We start from the raw sequence: 19,811 nt of genomic DNA on the forward strand, positions 1-19,811 counted from the left end.
CGTTAATAAATGAATGATGCAAAGGGTGAATGAAATGGCTGATAAACCATCAAACGAGCAAGTTTTGGCCTTTTTGGAAAAGGATAGTCAATGGAAAGAAGCGTATCAATATTTAAGAGATTTAATATTTGAAGAATCGGAACTAGATGAAGATTATAAATGGATGCATCCAACTTATACTTTAAATGGAAAGAATGTCATTATTATTCATGGATTTAAACATTATGTCGCTTTATTATTTCACAAAGGTGCTATTTTAGATGATAAATATAAGACGTTAGTTCAACAGACAGAACGTGTACAAGCAGCAAGACAATTAAGATTTAAGAGTTTAGATGAAATTAAAGAACGTCGTGACGAAATTTTATACTACGTGAATGAAGCTATTAAAGTTGAAAAAGCTGGAAAGAAAGTTGAAATGAAAAAAACTGAGGATTATGAAATCCCTGAAGAATTACAACAACAATTTGATAAAATGCCAGAATTTAAAGACGCATTTTATAACTTAACACCAGGTCGACAACACCAATATATTTATCATATTTCTCAAGCTAAGCGTAGCCAAACAAGACAAAATAGAGTCGATAAATACATTGATCATATACTTGAAGGCAAAGGTATGAATGACAAGTAGATGATAAGTAGTTCTAAAGAGAAACTACGAATGATATTACACGACACTTGGCGATATATATTGAACACAAGTGCATTTGCACTTGTGTAAGTAGTTCTAAAATGGGTAATGGAACGTAGTTGAGCGACGCCTGAGGGAGTTAAAATTATTGACGAACGTAAGTGCACACACTTACGTAAATAGTTCTAGGATAGATAACGAAACAGAGTTGCGGAGACTCCTAGGGAGCAGTAATTTTAATGAACCTAAGTGCAATAGCACTTAGGTAAATAGCTCTAAAGATGGATAATAAATGGCGTTGCGCGACTCCTAGTGGAAAAGAAAGTGTCGAGTGACTACAGGCACGAGCCTTTCCCACAGGAAAGCGTCGCAACAAAAGAATATTATCCATCTAAGAGCTGCTTTAGAGACGGCACCCCAGGAACGCGAAGCAACTTATGTGAGTGTTTATCTATCTAAGAACTATTTTACAAGACCGCGGCTCGACCCAGCCCCCTAGGCAAGCGTCTCAACTTAAGTGAAATGAAAATCCATTTAAGAACTACTTTAGAGCCTTTCCCGCAAGAAAGCGTCGAAACAAATTGAGTCAATATTCATCTAAGAAATCAATCAGACAACACGTAGTATTGAACATAGAATTAGCCCCTCCATCATTTCATCTTATGGAGGGGCTTTTAGAAAATGATATTTTAGTTAAGCAGTCGATTAACCGTTTAATTTAACTAAGATTTTAGCTTGTGATTTGTCATTTACTAATTGTTCGAATCCTGATTGAACGATATTTTCTAATTCGATTTCATCAGTTACGACACTTTTAACATCTAAGCTACCGTTCGCAATTAAATCAATTGTTTGTTGGAATGTAGTAGGTGAGTAAGCAATAGTTGATGCTAAATGAACACCAGAGTTAGTTAATAACATTGGATCGAAGTCTACTTCATGAGCGAAGATAGAAACGATAACAACTGTACCTCTTGGACGAGTTACTTGTACAGATTGAGATAATGTTACGCCAACACCAGCCACTTCAAATGTAACATCTACACCGTTTTCAGTATGTTCGTTAATGAATTCAACAGGGTTTGTATTACCAGAGTTAATTACATGTGTAGCACCAACTTCTTTCGCTTTAGCTAAACGTTCTTCAGATAAATCGAATACAAAGATTTTGCTTGCACCTGCAGCTTTTGCTGCAACAACAGTTAATAATCCGATTGGACCTGCACCAAAAATAGCTACAGTATCACCGAATAATAAGTTACCTTCTTTAACAGCTTGAACTGCTACTGCCGTTGGTTCTACTAATGCACCTTCTTTGTCAGATACATTTTCAGGTAACGTATAAACATTTTCTTCAGGCGCATTTGTGAATTCTGCAAAGCCACCATCAGAACCTAAGCCGATAAATGAATAACCGTCATATAAATCTACGCTTTCATCTTTTTCACGTTTAGATACAGTTGGGTTAACAACAACACGATCACCTTTTTTATATTTAGTAACGTCTTTACCTACTTCTTCAACCACACCTGCAAATTCATGACCTAAAGTTACAGGCGCTTTTTGGCCTAGGAATGGGTCAGGTTTATCAGTAGAGATAAACACAGGTCCTTCTAAATATTCATGTAAGTCGGTACCACAAATACCAGCCCATGATACTTTTACTTTGACTTCATTATCTTTTAATTGTTTAGGTTCGCGATCTTCCACACGTACATCTTTTTGACCATACCATACTGCTGCTTTCATTGAATAAAACATCCCTTCATTAAATACTTATTACACCTATAGATTAATACTAATGAATTGAGAATTCAATTTAACTAGCGATATTAATTGATATATTTCGAAAATTTTGACAAAAAAATGAACTTTAGAATAAAAGTCCTAATAAATAGTATTACGAAAACATTTTTTCTTTCATATTAGAATACATTTAAAACGAAATTGTGAACTTTTTTAATAGTTAACTATTAAAATGTTTCAAAAAATTATAAAGGGTATATAAGTATAAATGATGTAAAAACAATCAGAATAAATTACATATTTTATTTAAAGACTCATTAAAATTTTATGAAGCAAAGGCCATGGGGCTCTTGTTTGACTTATCACGTATTTGTTTAACAACGGGACTACTGGCCTTTTTTTATTCTGAGAATTTTTTTACATCTGGGAATTTCAGGAAGGAGCAATCTAATGACGCTAAGTATTAAAAACTTAACTAAAATTTACTCTGGCAATAAAAAAGCGGTAGATAATATTTCATTAGATATTGAATCTGGTGAATTTATCGCGTTTATTGGGACAAGTGGTAGTGGTAAGACGACAGCTTTAAGAATGATAAATCGAATGATTGAAGCTACTGAGGGAACAATTGAAATGAATGGGAAGAATGTGCGTAGCATGAACCCGGTTGAATTGCGTCGTAGTATTGGATATGTCATTCAACAAATTGGATTAATGCCACATATGACAATCAGAGAGAACATTGTCCTAGTACCTAAACTTTTAAAATGGTCTAAAGAAAAGAAGGATGCGAAGGCTAAAGAATTAATTAAACTTGCAGATTTGCCTGAAGAATATTTAGACCGTTATCCATCTGAATTATCTGGTGGTCAGCAACAACGTATTGGGGTAGTACGTGCGTTAGCCGCTGAACAAGACATTATTTTGATGGATGAACCGTTTGGTGCCTTGGACCCAATTACAAGAGATACATTGCAAGATTTAGTTAAAGATTTACAGAAAAAATTAGGTAAAACGTTTATCTTTGTAACACATGATATGGATGAAGCAATTAAACTCGCAGACCGTATTTGTATTATGTCTAAAGGACAAGTCGTACAGTATGATACACCAGATAATATTCTAAGAAATCCAGCAAATGATTTCGTAAAAGAATTTATCGGTCAGAACAGACTAATTCAAGATAGACCTAATATGCGTACAGTTGAAGATGCGATGATTAAACCGGTAACTGTAAATGCGAATGATACATTGAATGACGCTGTTAACATCATGCGACAACGTCGTGTCGATACCATCTTCGTAGTAAACAATCATAATCATCTTTTAGGCTTCTTAGATATAGAAGATATTAACCAAGGATTACGCCATCGCAAAGAATTAATCGATACGATGCAACGCGATGTTTATAAAGTACATATAGACTCAAAATTACAAGATTCCGTGCGTACGATTTTGAAACGAAATGTTAGAAATATACCAGTCGTTGATAATGACAATACATTAATTGGTTTAATAACACGTGCCAACCTAGTTGATATTGTGTATGACTCAATTTGGGGTGAAGAAGATGGTGAGATGGAATTATCTGATACACATATGAATGATGTTGAACGCGAAAATGAATTTGGTAATCAAGAGAAGAAACAACTAAGTCAACAACAAGAAGATGGTGCTTTGAGCAAACAAAAGGATGTCACGGATAGAATGGATACTGACGACTTAGATGATTCTCATTATTCAGGAGTTGATCGTTAATGCGCCAATTTTTCCAAGAATATGGGAGCCAACTCGTATCGAAAACAATTGAACATTTCTACATATCTATTATCGCTTTACTTATAGCGATAGTTGTTGCAGTACCCATCGGTATCTTATTGTCTAAGACAAAACGTACTGCCAATGTAGTCTTAACTATTGCGGGTGTGCTTCAAACCATTCCGACATTAGCCGTTTTAGCCATTATGATTCCAATCTTTGGTGTAGGTAAGACACCAGCGATTGTAGCATTATTCATTTATGTATTATTACCGATTTTAAATAATACCGTACTTGGTGTACAAAATATTGATAAAAATGTTATCCAAGCTGGAACAAGTATGGGAATGACAAAAATGCAATTAATGAAAGATGTCGAATTACCACTGGCGTTACCATTAATTATTAGTGGCATTCGTTTATCAAGTGTTTATGTCATTAGTTGGGCAACGCTAGCAAGTTACGTTGGTGCGGGTGGTTTAGGTGACTTAGTATTCAACGGTTTAAACCTTTATCAACCACCAATGATTATTAGTGCAGCAGTTCTTGTAACATGTCTTGCATTACTTGTAGACTTCTTACTTTCATTAATTGAAAAATGGGCTGTCCCTAAAGGACTTAAAGTATCTAGATAATAACTAAGGGAGGATTACTAAATTTATGAAAAAGTTTAAACTAACTTTCATACTTCTGGCACTATCCCTCGTGGTATTATCTGGATGTGGATTACCAGGATTAGGCGATAGCGCTGGCAAAGATAGTGTGAAAATAACTGCCACTGAGACGAGTGAAACTAAAATCATGGCAAATATTGAAAAATTAATGATTGAACATTATACACATAACAAAATAAAACCTTCTATAGTAGGTAATTTAGGTTCAAGTATTATTCAACACAATGCCTTACAACGTGGTGATGTTAACATGTCAGCAGTTCGATATACGGGAACAGAATTGACAAGTGTACTTGATGCGCCACCTACTAAGGATCCGAAAAAGGCAATGTCCGAGTCGCAAAGACTTTTCAAAAAGAAATATGACCAAAAATATTATAATTCGTTTGGATTTGCGAACACTTATGCATTTATGGTGACTAAAGAAGTTGCTAAAAAATATCATTTAGAAAAAGTTTCGGACTTGAAAAAATATAAAAACGACTTACGTCTAGGTATGGATACGCAATGGATGAATCGTGCGGGTGATGGTTATCCTGCTTTCCAAAAAGACTATGGATTTAAATTTGCCAATGCACGACCAATGCAAATTGGGTTGGTTTACGATGCACTTAAAAATAAGAAATTAGATGTTGCAGTTGGATATTCAACTGATGGACGTATTGCTGCTTATGGTTTAAAAGTCTTGAAGGATGATCGTAAATTCTTCCCACCTTATGATGGTAGTCCATTAGCTACTGAAAAGTTAATAAAGGATAATCCAGAAATTGATAAGGCATTGAAGAAATTAGAAGGTCAAATTACTACGAAAGATATGCAAAAACTAAATTATGAAGCGGATGGTAAAGGTAAAGAACCAGCTGTCATTGCTGAAGATTTTGTGAAAAAGCATAACTATTTCGAAGATGATAATAAGAAAGGTGGTCAAAAATAATGAAAGGTAATTTATTGAGTTCACTTTATGAATACTATACCTTGAACTTTGGCTATCTTATGGAACTGTTTTTCAAACATTTATTAATGTCTATTTATGGTGTGTTATTTGCTTGTATTATCGGCATTCCGATAGGGATCTTAATTTCACGTTATACAAAGTTATCTTGGCCAATTATTACGATTGCCAATATTATCCAAACAGTACCTGCAATCGCGATGTTAGCTATTTTAATGTTATCACTAGGTTTAGGACCTAATACTGTTGTAGTTGCAGTATTCTTGTATGCGTTACTTCCTATTATAAAGAACACATATACCGGCATTACTGGTGTAGATAATAATATTAAAGATGCTGGTAAAGGAATGGGTATGACGAGCAATCAAGTCATGCGTATGATTGAACTGCCATTATCATTGTCGGTTATTATTGGTGGTATTCGTATCGCTTTAGTTGTCGCAATTGGTATTGTCGCAATTGGTTCATTTATTGGTGCGCCAACGTTAGGTGATATTATCATTCGTGGTACAAACTCTACGGACGGTACGGTGTACATTTTAGCTGGTGCCATTCCAATCGCTTTAATCGCGATAGTGATTGATTTAGGCTTACGATTCTTAGAACGTAAACTAGATCCGACAAATAAGAATAAAAAGAAAGAAAAACAAATTCAAAGTATTAATTAAGAGATTTGAAAATCGCGTATAGCACGGGATTATAAAGCCTAACTAAATTTAGAAATATCTATTAATTAACAATGGATAAATACTAAAAGAGTCGAGACAATGTCATGTCTCGACTCTTTTTAATATATTCATTTATTAGAATAAAACTGAAGCAAGTGGTGGAACGATTGCAACGATGATAACACCTACGATAACAACCGCGATACTACCCATAGATTCTTCTGTTTCACCAAGTTCTTTAGCTGCTGCAACACCAAGTGTGTGACCACTTGTACCTAAAGCTAAACCACGTGCAATAGGATTTGAAATTTTAAACCATTTAACAATTTTAGTACCCAAAGCTGAAATAACAACGGCATTAAGAATAACGGCTAATGATGTTAACTCTTTCATACCGCCAATACCTTGAGACACTGGAAGTGCGATAGCAGTTGTTGCAGCTTGAGGTAACATAGATGCACCAATTTTATCTCCTAATTGGAAGACAATCGTTACTAAGTAAATTAAGATTAACGCGATAAGTGTACCAATTGCGATACCGCCAAAGATTTGTAGCCAGTATTTTTTTAAGACTTCACGTTTTTTATATAAAGGAATAGCGAAACTGATTGTTGCGGGTTCTAAGAAGAAATTAATAATATCTCCGCCTATTTTATAGTTTGCATAACTAATTCCTGTGATTTTTAAGAATGCGATACCTGCAACCATTGCTACGAAAAGTGGGGCAAGTAAGAAAAAGCCATTTGTTTTTTTATAAAAATATTGTGCAATAACGAAAGGAATGAGTGAAACCAGTATTCCAAAATAAGGTGTTGTAATGCCTAAATGATCAATCATTAGTTACCCTCCTTAAGTCTAGTTTTTTCATTTTGTTCTTTAGATGGGAACAATGTTTTTGTTACAAATAATTGAGATACAAAACCTACACTAATTAATAGTAATAATGTAGAAATGATAATTAATAGAATAATTAAAATAGGATGTTGACTTAGAATAGGTAACGAGTTGATAACTGAAACACCGGCTGGTACGAATAAGAAACTAATGTTATTAGTCAATGCAGTACCTACGCCTTCCACTTGACCTAATTTCACAACGCCTGTACATAATAGAATGAATAGCAATACGAGACCGATGACTGATGCAGGCATTGGGAATGGAATGAAACTTTCAATAATTTTTGAAATAAATAATACTACAGCAATTGTTAATGCTTGTTGAAAGAAATTGTAAGTTTTAGCCAACTTAGCAGTTCCTTGAGCATTACCATTATGTGTATTGTCATTTGCCATAATAATACTCTCCCTCTCTCTTTTTATCTTGAGATTAGGATAATATGAAAACGTTTACTTTTGGGTGTTTTAACTCCGAATTACAAATATGAAGTGGTGAGTTGCATTAAATTGAAGTTGAAAATCAGTAACAAAACGTTTAATTAAGTTTGGAATAGATGCGTATAAAATAAAAAAGGTTGAGCAAGTATCCATTGTCTCAACCTTTGTCTAATGTTAGTCATATTTTAATAGATTATATTAAAGCTTAGAGTAATCCAATTTCTTGTTTGAAAAATTTCATAAATGATCGGCTTACTTGAAATTTATTTCCAGATGTCATTGTGACTTGATAAGTATAGTTAAACCAATGTTCTACACTATCGATATGTTGTTTATTAATAATGGTTGCACGATGAATTTTAATAAATTTGTTATCAGGTAGTTTCTTTTCATAATAATTAAGTGGTTCTGTTGTTTCATATGTGCGCTTTAATGTATAAATCGTAGTAATGCCATGATTAACGGATATAGCCGTTATATCATCTAAATTGATTACATATATACGTTCATTGACTTCAATAGGAATCACAGATTTATCATGATTAGTCGTAGGAGTTTCAAATGCAGAGGCATTTGAATGATTATCGTCGCTATGATTCATTTCTTCTTGATCCATACGCATCAATCTTTTAACTTTAGTTACAGTTTGTGCAACCCGTTCTAATTCAAATGGTTTAAGTATATAGTCCAAGGCATTAAGTTCAAATGCTTTTACTGCGAAAGTATCATGAGCTGTGGCAAATACAATATAAGGGGGTTGCTTCATTTTTTGAATTTTATGTGCTAAATCTATGCCGTTTTCATCCATTAGGTTAATGTCTAGAAATACCAAATCATATGTTTCGTATAATAATTTTTCTAGTGTTTCTTCTACATTTTCTGCTTCATCAATCACTTCAAAATCAGAAATCTCATTTAATAAAAAATGTAATTCATTACGGGCTAGTGGCTCATCATCCACGATTAATGTCTTCAATTAAGATTCCTCCTTTGAGTATTTATAAGGTATGTCACATTGTACAGTTGTTCCTTCATTCGTTGACTCAAAATGTAATGATGCTGCAGTTCCATATAATCCAATCAAACGTCGATTTAAGTTCTCTAAGGCACTTCCCGTTCCTGTTTCGGAGGTAACACTCATTTGTCCAATTAGCGGTAATATGTCTTGAGCTATGCCACTACCATTATCTCGAACAACGATTTGTAACGTATGTGCATCAGGATTAGGTCGGACATCGACATGAACGATATTATCTTTACGACGATGTTTAAAAGCGTGTTTAATAGCATTTTCCACTAATATTTGAATAATGAATGGTGGAATTAATGCATTATGGCAGGAATTGTCGATATTATATTTAATTGTGAATCGGTCAGGAAAACGCGCTTGTTCAAGTGATAAATAAGCTTCTACTTGTTGCAACTCTTTCTCTAAGGTAATGGTGTTGTTACGTGCGCCTTGTAGATTTGATCTAAAGAATTGACTTAATTGCAATAATAATTTACGTGCTTTTTCACTATCAATCCGTACAAGTGCAGATATCGTATTAATCGCATTAAAGAAGAAATGTGGGTTAACTTGAGCTTGTAACGACTTAATTTCCGCATCACGTAAAAGTTTACTTTGTGTTTCAGCCTGTCCTAATTCTAATTGACTTGAGAATATATCTGCTAAACCACGTGCCAGTTGTTTCGTTGAAGTCGTTATATCATTTTCATTAGTGAAATAAAATTTCAATGTACCAGCTACTTTATCATTAATCATTAAGGGTATCACCAATGCAGCAACAAGTGGACAATTAGGGTTTTTACAGCCAATATCTTCTTTAGAATGTGCTTCTTTCAAATGACCTGTCCGAATGACTTCTTTAGATAAATGCGTAATAATTTCTTTCTTAGCAACATGATGATCGCTTCCAGCACCTACATGTGTTAAAATATCTGTCTTATTCGTAATCGCGACTGCTGAAACTTTCATTAAATTTAAAATGATTTCAGCAACAGGACGCGCCGACGTCTCATTTAAACCAGAACGGAAGTAAGGTAACGTTTTATTCGCTAATTCTAAAACATCGTGGGTTTGAATGGCACGTGCTTGTTCTTCTTGTTGCAATGTTGAAAGAATAATGGATAGGAAGATGGCTGTTCCGATACTATTAATTAAAATCATAGGTATGCCAATAAACTCAACCAAAGTCCAAGCAGCAGAGGTATCATTTGCGAAAATCAGAATACATGCCATTTGAATACATTCATTTACTGCTCCAATAATTGCACCAGTTAAAATTGTAGGATATGTATAACGATGCATCGTACGATAACCATAAAATCCTGAAATCAAAGCAATAAAAATTGAAGAAATAAGATATGTATAAGCATCAGCGCCACCAATATATAGACGCGACAATCCAGATATTATGCCGACAATGATAGCAACGAAAGGGCCACCAATTAATCCAGCCATGCCGATGGTTAATACACGTGTATTTGCCATTGAAGCATCATTATTCAAATGATAGTAAATGTTACTGGAAACAATTTTGCCATTTTCAATTTCTATACCAGTAAAATTTGAAATAATCGCAAATAATGAAAATAAAATAGTCAATTGCCATTGAGAACGTAATATTTCACGCTCTCCCATCATAGTTTTAAAGTGATTAATATTCATTAATATGTACGCAATAATAATAATTAAACCTACGCGCTCCAGCAATAAAATGAATAAATTGAACATATATTTACACCTGTTATTTATTATTTTTAATTCTAAAAATTGTTCTTAGTTATCATTATAGTATGGAAAATTTTAACTTGATAGTTTAAAATTAAAACTTATATTTTACAACTAGCTAAATATTAGTCAATTGCATCGTTAAATAGATTGTAAAAAATCAACTTTCGAAAAATAAGAGTTTTTTATTACGTCATTTATCCATAATTGTGATAAGGTTTTCAATGTAAACTAATTTATTAAGTTGAGAATAAATTGCGATGAAATCATAAAAAGTAGATTTCACTTTATTCTCTAAGTTTGATTTATCTCAACTACACTGATTTACATTCAACCTATACCGTACAGGGACTTTCTAAGCATGTTAGGAAGAGGTCATGGGTTATGAGAAGTATATTGTTGAGAATTTTCAGACTTTAATATGTATATATTAGTTTTTAGGGTGATATAGGAGGAATTTTTGAGATGGAATCTTCAACAGAATTTAGGGGAGATAATAGATTACTAACAGGTATCATTATTGGCGTATTGACATTTTGGTTATTCGCACAATCGGTAGTAAATATCGTACCGACATTGCAATCGTCATTTAATACCAATATGGGTACGATTAATATCGCAGTCAGTTTATCGGCACTGATTTCTGGACTCTTTATTGTGGGTGCTGGAGATGTGGCAGATAAGTTTGGTCGCGTGAAGATGACTTACATAGGGTTAGCTTTAAGTATTATTGGTTCTTTATGTTTGATTATTGCACCATATGCTTGGCTATTAATTGTTGGTCGTGCATTGCAAGGGTTATCTGGTGCGTTCATTATGCCATCAACACTTGCCATTATTAATGAATATTACATAGGTAAAGAAAGACAACGTGCCGTCAGTTATTGGTCTATCGGATCTTGGGGCGGTAGCGGTATTTGTTCATTATTTGGTGGCTTTGTCGCTTCAACGATAGGATGGCAATGGATTTTTATCGTTTCAATTGCCTTATCAATTTTAGCCTTTTTCTTAATTAAACATACACCCGAGACTAAAGTTGAACCTGGCCCAAATGAGAAAGATAATAAATCTAAATTTGATGTAACAGGCCTTATCTTATTAGTTATTACGCTATTAAGTGTCAATGTTATGGTGACACAAGCGGCTGATCGTGGCTTAATGTCTCCAATGATTTTATCACTAGGCGTCGTCTTTTTAGTTGCTGGTATTCTATTTATTGTTCGTGAAATTAAAGCTAAGAATCCACTTGTTGATTTTCGTATTTTCAAAAATAAGGGCTACAGTGGTGCAACACTTTCAAACTTCATGTTAAATGGTGTTGCTGGTGGTACGCTTATCGTTGTTAACACGTATTATCAAAGTCAACTGGGATTCAGCTCATTACAAGCAGGACTGATTTCAATCACGTATCTTGTTGCTGTACTGATCATGATTCGTGTAGGAGAGAAATTGTTGCAAAAGCAAGGTGCTAAAAAGCCGTTATTAACGGGTAGTGGTTTCGCATTCCTAGGTTTAATCCTATTGTCTTTAACTTTCTTACCAAATATTGCTTATATTATTTCAAGTATCATCGGTTACTTGTTATTTGGTATTGGTTTAGGTACGTATGCAACACCTTCAACAGATACAGCCGTTGCAGAAGCACCGGATGATAAAGTAGGGGTTGCTTCAGGATTATATAAAATGGCATCATCACTAGGTAATGCGTTTGGTGTAGCTATGTCTAGTACGATTTATGGCTTTGGCGCTTCACTTATGAATTTACAATTAGGTGGTGCGGCTGGTGTGTTATTTAATGCTGGAATAGCTTTAACAGCCTTTATTGTTATATTCTTTTTAGTTCCAAAAAAATTAAAAAATAATTAGTATATTAACAAACCCTCGGTGAGTTTTTTTGACGCACTGAGGGTTTTTAAATTTTTGAGCAAAATAAAATATTAATTATCTAAAAATTATGAATATTTCGTTTATAATATTGACTGAGGCGTAGTAAAGTAGTACTTTTAAAACATCATTATAAAAAGGAGTCATGATTTATGAAAATAGCGATTGCTGGTTCTGGTGCATTAGGTAGTGGATTTGGAGCGATGTTATATCGACAAGGTTACGATGTGACATTAATTGGCGATGTTATATCGACAAGGTTACGATGTGACATTAATTGATGGTTGGGAACCTCAGGCGACTGCCATCAAACGAGATGGATTACATATTGATATTAATGGAGAACAACATCATCTCAATATACCTATGTATCAACATACTGACATACCACAAGAGCATTATTTTGATGTCGTGTTCTTATTTACGAAAGCAATGCAACTACATGACATGCTTGAACACATTAAACATCATATTCATGACAAGACAGTTATGGTATGTACAATGAATGGTTTAAAACACGAACGCTTAATTGGTCAATATGTTGACGAATCACGTATTGTTCGTGGTGTTACAACATGGACAGCTGGTTTAGAATCGCCAGGACATACACATTTAATGGGTTATGGTCCTGTAGAAATTGGCGCACTCGTTCGAGAAGGACAACCTAATGTTGATGTGGTATATGACTTATTAGATAAGTCTGGACTAAATCCGCATAAAAGTGAGAATCTGCAACAATCTATTTGGAAGAAAATTTGTGTTAACGGAACGGCTAATGCGTTATGTACAATCTTAGAATGTCGTTTATCGAATCTTAATGAGAGTGACTATGCTAAGAAATTAGTATATAAAATTACGCAGGAAATCGTTCAAGTAGCAACAATCGATGGGGTACATTTAAATGCAGATGAAGTCTATACCTATTTAATTGACTTGAATGATAAAGTAGGACCACATTTCCCTTCAATGTACCAAGATTTAATCAATAATAATCGTTTAACAGAAATTGATTATATCAATGGTGCGGTAGCGCGATTAGGTGAAGAACAACATATTGACGCACCTGTAAATCAATTTGTGGCTAATATGATACATGCGAAAGAAGAACAACGCCATGCTAAATAACTGATCATATTTATACAAGAGGCTAGGATGATGAATTCAATTAGAATGATATCCTAGTCCTTTTTAGTCAGTCAGATTAATATATTTTAAGGTCTAGAAGTGTTAACCTAAATATTCAAACTTTGATAAATGATGGTGTTTTTAAAAAGTAATAAAAATGGGTAGAAGAAAGTTAAGCGAACTCAAAGGAGATGTTGAGACTATGAATGGGTCTACAAAACGAATCTTAATGACAGCCGTTGTGGGTGGTCTGTTAAGTGGAGCGGTCAAGATGGGCTGGGAAGCACTAGTCCCACCGAGAACACCTGAACGCGATGAAGAACCACCGCCAATGACATTACTAAATAAATTATCTTTGCCAGATAACATCAAGAATGCGACTTATCACTATAATGGCCATGATATCCCTGTTACTGTTATGGGTATTCATTACGGTTTTTCAGTAGCAAATGCACTCGCTTATGGTTTAATTGCTGAAAAATGCCCTAAAATGACTGCTTTCAAAGGCACATTATTTGGCATTGCGATTCATATCGCATTTCATGAATACCTATTACCGAAACTTAATTTAACACCACAGGTTAAAGATTTACCAAATGAAGAACGACTTTCTGAATTATTCGGCCATATCGTTTGGATGAACACCATCGATTTAGTACGAAATTCTAGTAAGTAAGTTGAATTTAAATATTCATTTTCAAAAAGAGAGAAAATAGAAGGGTGAGTATCATATATGACTAAAATATTTATAACTGGTGCAACAGGATTAATTGGAGAGCGTTTAACGAAACGATTGGTTGAAGATGGACACGAGGTAGCAGGCTTTACGACATCACAACGTGGTAAAGATAAATTAGAAGGACTTAATGCTAAAGCTTACATTGGAGATATCTTAAAAGCAGACACTATCGATGCGGCTATCGGTGACTTCCGACCAGAAGTGATTATTAACCAAATTACGGATTTAAAAAATGTTGATATGGCAGCAAATACGAAAGTGCGTGTTGAAGGTGGTAAAAACTTAACAGACGCAGCGTTAAAATATGATGTGAAAAAAGTAGTAGCGCAAAGTATTGGCTTTATGTATGAACCTGGTGAAGGATTAGCCACTGAAGAAACACCTTTAGATTATCATTCAGAGGGCGACAGAAAGATAACTGTCGATGGCGTCGTTGGTCTAGAAAAAGAAACGGCACGTATGGATCAATATGTAGTACTCCGTTTTGGTTGGTTATATGGCCCAGGTACTTGGTATGGCAAAGATGGTATGATTTATAATCAATTTAAAGATGGCGACGTTACTTTATCAGATGGTGTAACTTCATTTATTCATTTAGACGATGCAGTTGAAGTATCTATTCAAGCAATTAATTTTGATAATGGTATTTACAATGTTGCTGATGATGAACCTGTTAAAGGATCAGATTTTGCAGCATGGTATGCGAATGAAGTTGGTGTAAATGCTGATGTAACGATTCAACCTGCACAACCATTTGAACGTGGTATTACAAATGATAAATTTAAAGCACAAGGTGGCACATTAATTTATAAAACATGGAAAGATGGTATGCATCCATTAAAATAAATGTTTAGAAATAAAGTAAAGCACTGTTATTGGCTAAGCTAACTTAGCTGATAACAGTGCTCTTTTGTGTTTATTGAGCGTCTTTAGAATGATTGTCTGTTGTTGTGTTTTGCGCTTCATTAGTGATTTCGGCGTCATAGTCTTTGGTCTTATTGTTACGTTGTTGCTCAATTTGTTGTCGTAATTGATCACCCGCTGCTTGACCGACCTTAGCGTAATGGCTGTGAGCAAAGTGCATTTGAATAATTAAAAATGTTGCACTAATAGCCCAATATAAACTTAATGCTGAAGCGGATTGCAACGATGCGTATATAATAAACAATGGTGATATGACCATCATGACATGATATGAACGTCGTTCGTTCTTAGGATAGTGAATCGAATTGACTAATGGTTGAATAAAATAAAGTAACGCTGCGATGAATGTCATGATAATGTCCGTATGCATCAAGTTAAACCACAAGAAATGTGGATGCTGAATTATACCGCCACTCGTTGGATATTTAATACAAGCATATAAGCCTAATAGAATAGGAATTTGAATTAAAATAGGCAAAGTACCAATTAAACTCTTGAATGGATTGATGCCGTAGTCATTATATTTCTTCATCAATAATTTATTCGCTGCAGTACGCTCTTCTTGTGTTTTTGAATGTTTCATTTTTTCTTGCAATTTATCAATCTCTGGTTTAACCACTTTTGTTTTACCACGCATGATATGGATATTTTTAACTTGAATAAACATGAGTGGCATAAGAACCATTCGAATAATAAGAACGATAACAATGATGGCTAAGCCATAAATATCATGGAATGTGCGTCCAAGAAAGTGAAGTAACATATCCATTGGTCTTACAAATACTGTATAAAAGAACCCGTGTTGATCTTCTTTATGGGAATAATCACAACCTGCTAGTAAAATCATGACGCCCATTAAGAATAAAAACCATTTCTTTTTCATTTACATACTCCTATGTGCTTGAGATCTTTAATAATCTTAGTCTTTAATAAGTTTAGCTTAACATAATCAATTGTAAATTATTGCATTTAATCAAAGTTTTTTAATTAGATTTTGTTGTAGTTGATACAATTTTTAAAAATAAGAAAGCATACAAACTTGTAAGTAGCATGACGAAACTTAATAAGCCATATTTAGCTGATGTTGGTAACCAAGACATCATAAAATGCCAATCTGAGTCCGTAAGTATCATTGATGGTAACAAGTGTATTAATCCTAAGATAAGTGCAAATGAAACAGTTAGTAATAACACTTTCATTTGCATGTTATGATTACGCCAATTAAAGTGTATCGGCTTACGTTGATTGATGTAGCGCCAAATGATTATAAGTGTTATGACAACCAATAAACACATTAATACTGTAATGATGACGATACCAATTTGATATTGATTGATAAATTGTTGAAGTGTGTCAATGTGCTTGCCATTACTCATCTGTGTATTTAAATTCTGAGCTAAGTCAGGAACACTTTTCGAATATGAATTTGCTAAGATGACGATGCCATAATCTTGTTTCGGATTTAAAAGAATATAAGATGAATAATTTTCAAGTGTGCCAGGGTGATAAACAATCGTGTCTTTATTACGATCATCAACGAACCAACCCGTAGCATAGCTCGAATTGATATCATCATGTGTTTTAACTTTAGGTTGATGCGTTTCAGAAATTAAAGATTTATAGGTTGGTGTCGGATTGAGTTGGAATTTAATCCATGGTTTTAAACCTTTGGTACCAGTCATCATATATGCCGAAGGATTATCCCCAATGTTGAAAGTAGGGTTATCAGCATGATACTTACCATTTTTATAAAGATAACCTTGTGCGTCATCTGCTTGTTTCACATTACTATCTTTTGTTGTGATATCTTTCATTTTTAATGGCTTGAAGATATGTTTATCCATATAGTTTGAATACGATTCATGAGACACATTTTGAACAATGAGCCCTAAGATATCGTAATTCATATTGGAATATTCGAATTGTTTGCCAGGTTTTGCGTCTAACTTGCGTCCCTTAATACTATTCACAATACCTGATAGACTGTCCGTCTTTTTAGTAATCTTATCATTATCTGTAATGTCACCTGGAATACCACTTGTTTGAGCAATGAGTTGATCAACAGTTATATCTGTTTTTTTACCTTTATATGACATATAAAAACCAGGGATATACTTGTTGATTTTGTCATCTAATTTAATCTTGTTATCTTTTACAAGTTGCATGATGGCATAACCAGTAAAAGCTTTAGAATTTGAAGCAATTTCAAAACGTGTTTTAGGAGATACTTTGGTCTTTTTATTAATATTTGCGTAACCGTAACCCTTATTCATAAATATCTTATTATGTTTAACGATTAAAACAGATACCCCCGGAATATGGCCATCTTTCATTTCATTAGAAACCATTTTGTCAATGTAGCTCTGTGAAGAGGGGCTCAACATAGAATGGTTTGGCTTTAATTTGATTGCTATTGAAAGTGATGCCACAATAATTAATAATATGACGCCACCAATAAGTAATTTCTTTTTCATTTGTCTAGTCCTTTATATTCATTTTTACATAGTGAACAATTTAAAATTTTAATGACAATAGTATAGCAAGTTTTTACCTAAATAGCTCTTTAAAGTCATTTATAAGTAGTAAACAACATTTTTTACTTTAAATTTGAAAAATGAAACATTAAATATAATGGTAAAATGTAACTTAAAGAATAAAAAGTGTAATAAAAATAGTAGGAGTCCCTATACATTTTTATAGAATGGGAGTATCCTTTATCCATTGAATTTGAATATATAAAGAGGGAAAGAGGATTATGTTCACTCAATTTAAAAGACTTTTAATTGGTAAACCTAAGCGGAATCGTGATTTAAAGAATGAAAAAATCAGCAATTTCAAAGCTTTAGCTATTTTATCATCAGATGCATTATCTTCAGTTGCTTATGGACCTGAGCAGATATTGATTACATTAGTAGCAGTAGGCGCAATGGCCTCTTGGTATACACTACCTATTGCTTGTGCGGTGTTAGTTCTATTAGCTGCTTTAATCTTATCTTATCGCCAAGTTATATATGCCTATCCTAAGGGTGGCGGTGCATATATCGTATCTAAGATGAACTTAGGTGAAAAATGGGGATTATTAGCAGGTGGCTCATTACTCGTTGATTATATTTTAACGGTAGCAGTAAGTATCTCTTCTGGAGCAGATGCGTTTGTAGCTGCGTTTCCATCGTTATATCATCATAAAGTATTAATCGCATGCTTACTTGTATTATTTATTTTAATCATGAACCTGCGTGGTTTGACAGAATCAGCTACTGTTCTTTCTTATCCAGTATATTTATTTATTATCGGGTTAATTATTATGATTATCGTAGGAGTTTGGAAAGTCGCAACTGGTCAAGTTGAACCACATATGCATGCGGCAGTCGGTACAGCAGTGCCTGGTGTTTCCATGTTCTTATTATTAAAGGCCTTCTCATCAGGGGCTTCTTCTCTAACAGGAGTAGAGGCAATTTCGAATGCTGTAACTAACTTTAAAGATCCAGGCCCTAAAAATGCAGTTAAAACTTTAGTAACTATGGGTAGTATCTTAGCATTCTTATTAGTCGGTATCGTTGGATTAGCATATTGGTATGGCGTTTTACCTCAAACTGAAACAACTGTACTGTCACAATTAGCAATGAATATATTAGGTCATAACGCTGGTTATTATTTCGTCCAAGCTACTACGGTAATGATTTTAGTGTTAGCTGCTAATACAGGATTTACAGCATTTCCAATGTTAGCTGCAAGTATGGCGAAAGATAAATACATGCCTCGTATGTTTAATGTACGTGGTGATAGATTAGGATACTCTAACTCTATAATCACATTAGGCGTTGGCGCAATTCTATTAATTATATTATTCAATGGTAAAACTGAAAACTTAATCCCATTATATGCAGTTGGGGTATTTATCCCATTCACATTAGCACAATATGGAATGGTTCTTAAATGGATTAGAGGCCGTGAAAAAGGCTGGTCAAGAAAACTTATTGCCAATGCAATTGGTGGAACAATTACTTTTATCGTTTTCATGATTTTCTTGATTACAAAATTCAGCCACGTATGGCCAATCTTAATCTTTTTACCACTGATCGTAATTGTCTTTTTACGCATTAATATGCACTATAAAAATATTGCAGAACAACTTAGATCAACTGCAATGGTTCAAGATATGCCAATAGTTGATAAAAACTTAGCACTTGTGCCAGTGAGTACGATTACTTCAGCTATTGATAAATCTGTTTATTACGCACAAATGATTGCAGATGATGTTATTGCTGTACACGTATCATTTGGTGATGAATCCGATAAATGTTTTGTAGATAAATGGCAAAAACATTTCCCAGATGTTCGATTAGTCGTATTACATTCAGAATATCGTAGTGTTATTCGTCCGATTTCTCGATTTATAGATAAAATTAATAAAAAAGCCAATGACAAAAATTATGTTATAACAGTGGTTGTGCCACAATTTATAACTAAAAAATCATGGCATAATTTCTTACACAACCAAACAAGCATACGTTTAAAAATGCATTTATTCTACCAAAAAAATGTTATTTTAGCGACTGTGCCATTTAAATTGAAAAAGTAGAATGACTATTTTAAATAGCCCGTAGATGTCAGTGAATGCATCTACGGGCTTGTTTTA

Annotated in this window: 16 protein-coding genes and 1 pseudogene; 10 read left to right on the forward strand and 7 right to left on the reverse strand. The window is 33.9% G+C overall.

Going from position 1 to position 19,811, the window contains the following annotated elements; genetic code table 11:
* Positions 1–34: 34 nt before the first annotated feature.
* Positions 35–634: a YdeI/OmpD-associated family protein gene (locus HYI43_02825; protein UDI77534.1), complete on the forward strand. Its 600-nt coding sequence runs from the start codon at positions 35–37 to the stop codon at positions 632–634.
* A 705-nt stretch (positions 635–1,339) separates the two neighbouring features.
* Here the strand turns inward: HYI43_02825 and HYI43_02830 are convergent.
* Positions 1,340–2,383, reverse strand: a complete 1,044-nt coding sequence (locus HYI43_02830) for a 2,3-butanediol dehydrogenase (GenBank protein UDI77535.1) — start codon at positions 2,381–2,383, stop codon at positions 1,340–1,342.
* Between the two features lie 447 nt (positions 2,384–2,830).
* Between HYI43_02830 and HYI43_02835 the strand changes: the two genes are divergently transcribed.
* The 4 genes from HYI43_02835 to HYI43_02850 are packed head-to-tail and all read left to right on the forward strand — an operon-like array spanning position 2,831 to position 6,432.
* Entirely contained in the window at positions 2,831–4,138 is a 1,308-nt protein-coding gene (locus tag HYI43_02835) for an ABC transporter ATP-binding protein (protein UDI77536.1), read from the forward strand.
* Entirely contained in the window at positions 4,138–4,773 is a 636-nt protein-coding gene (locus HYI43_02840; GenBank protein UDI77537.1) for an ABC transporter permease, read from the forward strand. The genes HYI43_02835 and HYI43_02840 overlap by 1 nt, the downstream gene beginning before the upstream one ends.
* Positions 4,774–4,798: 25 nt before the next feature.
* On the forward strand, positions 4,799–5,746 hold the full coding sequence (locus tag HYI43_02845; protein UDI77538.1) for an osmoprotectant ABC transporter substrate-binding protein: 948 nt from the start codon (positions 4,799–4,801) through the stop codon (positions 5,744–5,746).
* Positions 5,746–6,432, forward strand: coding sequence for an ABC transporter permease (locus HYI43_02850; GenBank protein UDI77539.1), 687 nt, complete (start codon positions 5,746–5,748; stop codon positions 6,430–6,432). Before HYI43_02845 ends, HYI43_02850 begins: the two co-directional genes overlap by 1 nt.
* 135 nt (positions 6,433–6,567) lie before the next feature.
* On the opposite strand, the gene lrgB is transcribed toward HYI43_02850, so the two are convergent.
* The 4 genes from lrgB to HYI43_02870 all read right to left on the reverse strand — a co-directional run bounded on the left by lrgB (position 6,568) and on the right by HYI43_02870 (position 10,503).
* Complete coding sequence (gene lrgB / locus HYI43_02855; GenBank protein ID UDI77540.1) at positions 6,568–7,269, reverse strand: antiholin-like protein LrgB; 702 nt, start codon at positions 7,267–7,269, stop codon at positions 6,568–6,570.
* Positions 7,269–7,724, reverse strand: coding sequence for an antiholin-like murein hydrolase modulator LrgA (lrgA, locus tag HYI43_02860; protein ID UDI77541.1), 456 nt, complete (start codon positions 7,722–7,724; stop codon positions 7,269–7,271). The genes lrgB and lrgA overlap by 1 nt, the downstream gene beginning before the upstream one ends.
* A 247-nt stretch (positions 7,725–7,971) precedes the next feature.
* Complete coding sequence (locus HYI43_02865; GenBank protein UDI77542.1) at positions 7,972–8,742, reverse strand: DNA-binding response regulator; 771 nt, start codon at positions 8,740–8,742, stop codon at positions 7,972–7,974.
* Positions 8,743–10,503, reverse strand: a complete 1,761-nt coding sequence (locus tag HYI43_02870; protein ID UDI77543.1) for a sensor histidine kinase — start codon at positions 10,501–10,503, stop codon at positions 8,743–8,745.
* A 462-nt stretch (positions 10,504–10,965) separates the two neighbouring features.
* Here HYI43_02870 and HYI43_02875 point away from each other — a divergent pair, with 462 nt between their 5' ends.
* From HYI43_02875 to HYI43_02890, 4 genes and pseudogenes are all read left to right on the forward strand, one after another.
* Positions 10,966–12,366, forward strand: a complete 1,401-nt coding sequence (locus tag HYI43_02875) for an MFS transporter (protein UDI77544.1) — start codon at positions 10,966–10,968, stop codon at positions 12,364–12,366.
* A gap of 170 nt (positions 12,367–12,536) precedes the next feature.
* A pseudogene (locus HYI43_02880) lies at positions 12,537–13,509 on the forward strand (2-dehydropantoate 2-reductase).
* A gap of 202 nt (positions 13,510–13,711) precedes the next feature.
* Positions 13,712–14,185, forward strand: a complete 474-nt coding sequence (locus HYI43_02885) for a DUF1440 domain-containing protein (GenBank protein UDI77545.1) — start codon at positions 13,712–13,714, stop codon at positions 14,183–14,185.
* Positions 14,186–14,242: 57 nt separating this feature from the next.
* On the forward strand, positions 14,243–15,094 hold the full coding sequence (locus HYI43_02890) for an NAD(P)-dependent oxidoreductase (GenBank protein UDI77546.1): 852 nt from the start codon (positions 14,243–14,245) through the stop codon (positions 15,092–15,094).
* A 70-nt stretch (positions 15,095–15,164) separates the two neighbouring features.
* On the opposite strand, the gene yidC is transcribed toward HYI43_02890, so the two are convergent.
* Entirely contained in the window at positions 15,165–16,055 is an 891-nt protein-coding gene (yidC, locus tag HYI43_02895) for a membrane protein insertase YidC (protein ID UDI77547.1), read from the reverse strand.
* A gap of 100 nt (positions 16,056–16,155) precedes the next feature.
* A complete protein-coding gene (locus HYI43_02900; GenBank protein UDI77548.1) occupies positions 16,156–17,646 on the reverse strand; it encodes a serine hydrolase in 1,491 nt (496 codons plus the stop codon).
* Positions 17,647–17,927: 281 nt separating this feature from the next.
* Here HYI43_02900 and HYI43_02905 point away from each other — a divergent pair, with 281 nt between their 5' ends.
* Positions 17,928–19,754 (forward strand): APC family permease, encoded by a 1,827-nt coding sequence (locus HYI43_02905; protein UDI77549.1) that lies wholly within the window; start codon positions 17,928–17,930, stop codon positions 19,752–19,754.
* Positions 19,755–19,811 lie beyond the last annotated feature (57 nt).

The organism is Staphylococcus taiwanensis (genome assembly GCA_020544305.1).
In the GTDB taxonomy this organism is placed as follows: domain Bacteria; phylum Bacillota; class Bacilli; order Staphylococcales; family Staphylococcaceae; genus Staphylococcus; species Staphylococcus taiwanensis.

What these genes read in the sequence shown, in the direction of transcription:
- HYI43_02830 (UDI77535.1), bottom strand. Translation starts at nt 2,383, where the DNA reads ATGAAAGCAGCAGTATGGTATGGTCAAAAAGATGTACGTGTGGAAGAT.
- HYI43_02845 (UDI77538.1), top strand. Translation starts at nt 4,799, where the DNA reads ATGAAAAAGTTTAAACTAACTTTCATACTTCTGGCACTATCCCTCGTG.
- lrgA (UDI77541.1), bottom strand. Translation starts at nt 7,724, where the DNA reads ATGGCAAATGACAATACACATAATGGTAATGCTCAAGGAACTGCTAAG.
- HYI43_02890 (UDI77546.1), top strand. Translation starts at nt 14,243, where the DNA reads ATGACTAAAATATTTATAACTGGTGCAACAGGATTAATTGGAGAGCGT.
- yidC (UDI77547.1), bottom strand. Translation starts at nt 16,055, where the DNA reads ATGAAAAAGAAATGGTTTTTATTCTTAATGGGCGTCATGATTTTACTA.
- HYI43_02885 (UDI77545.1), top strand. Translation starts at nt 13,712, where the DNA reads ATGAATGGGTCTACAAAACGAATCTTAATGACAGCCGTTGTGGGTGGT.
- HYI43_02900 (UDI77548.1), bottom strand. Translation starts at nt 17,646, where the DNA reads ATGAAAAAGAAATTACTTATTGGTGGCGTCATATTATTAATTATTGTG.
- HYI43_02875 (UDI77544.1), top strand. Translation starts at nt 10,966, where the DNA reads ATGGAATCTTCAACAGAATTTAGGGGAGATAATAGATTACTAACAGGT.
- HYI43_02870 (UDI77543.1), bottom strand. Translation starts at nt 10,503, where the DNA reads ATGTTCAATTTATTCATTTTATTGCTGGAGCGCGTAGGTTTAATTATT.
- lrgB (UDI77540.1), bottom strand. Translation starts at nt 7,269, where the DNA reads ATGATTGATCATTTAGGCATTACAACACCTTATTTTGGAATACTGGTT.
- HYI43_02825 (UDI77534.1), top strand. Translation starts at nt 35, where the DNA reads ATGGCTGATAAACCATCAAACGAGCAAGTTTTGGCCTTTTTGGAAAAG.
- HYI43_02905 (UDI77549.1), top strand. Translation starts at nt 17,928, where the DNA reads ATGTTCACTCAATTTAAAAGACTTTTAATTGGTAAACCTAAGCGGAAT.
- HYI43_02835 (UDI77536.1), top strand. Translation starts at nt 2,831, where the DNA reads ATGACGCTAAGTATTAAAAACTTAACTAAAATTTACTCTGGCAATAAA.
- HYI43_02850 (UDI77539.1), top strand. Translation starts at nt 5,746, where the DNA reads ATGAAAGGTAATTTATTGAGTTCACTTTATGAATACTATACCTTGAAC.
- HYI43_02840 (UDI77537.1), top strand. Translation starts at nt 4,138, where the DNA reads ATGCGCCAATTTTTCCAAGAATATGGGAGCCAACTCGTATCGAAAACA.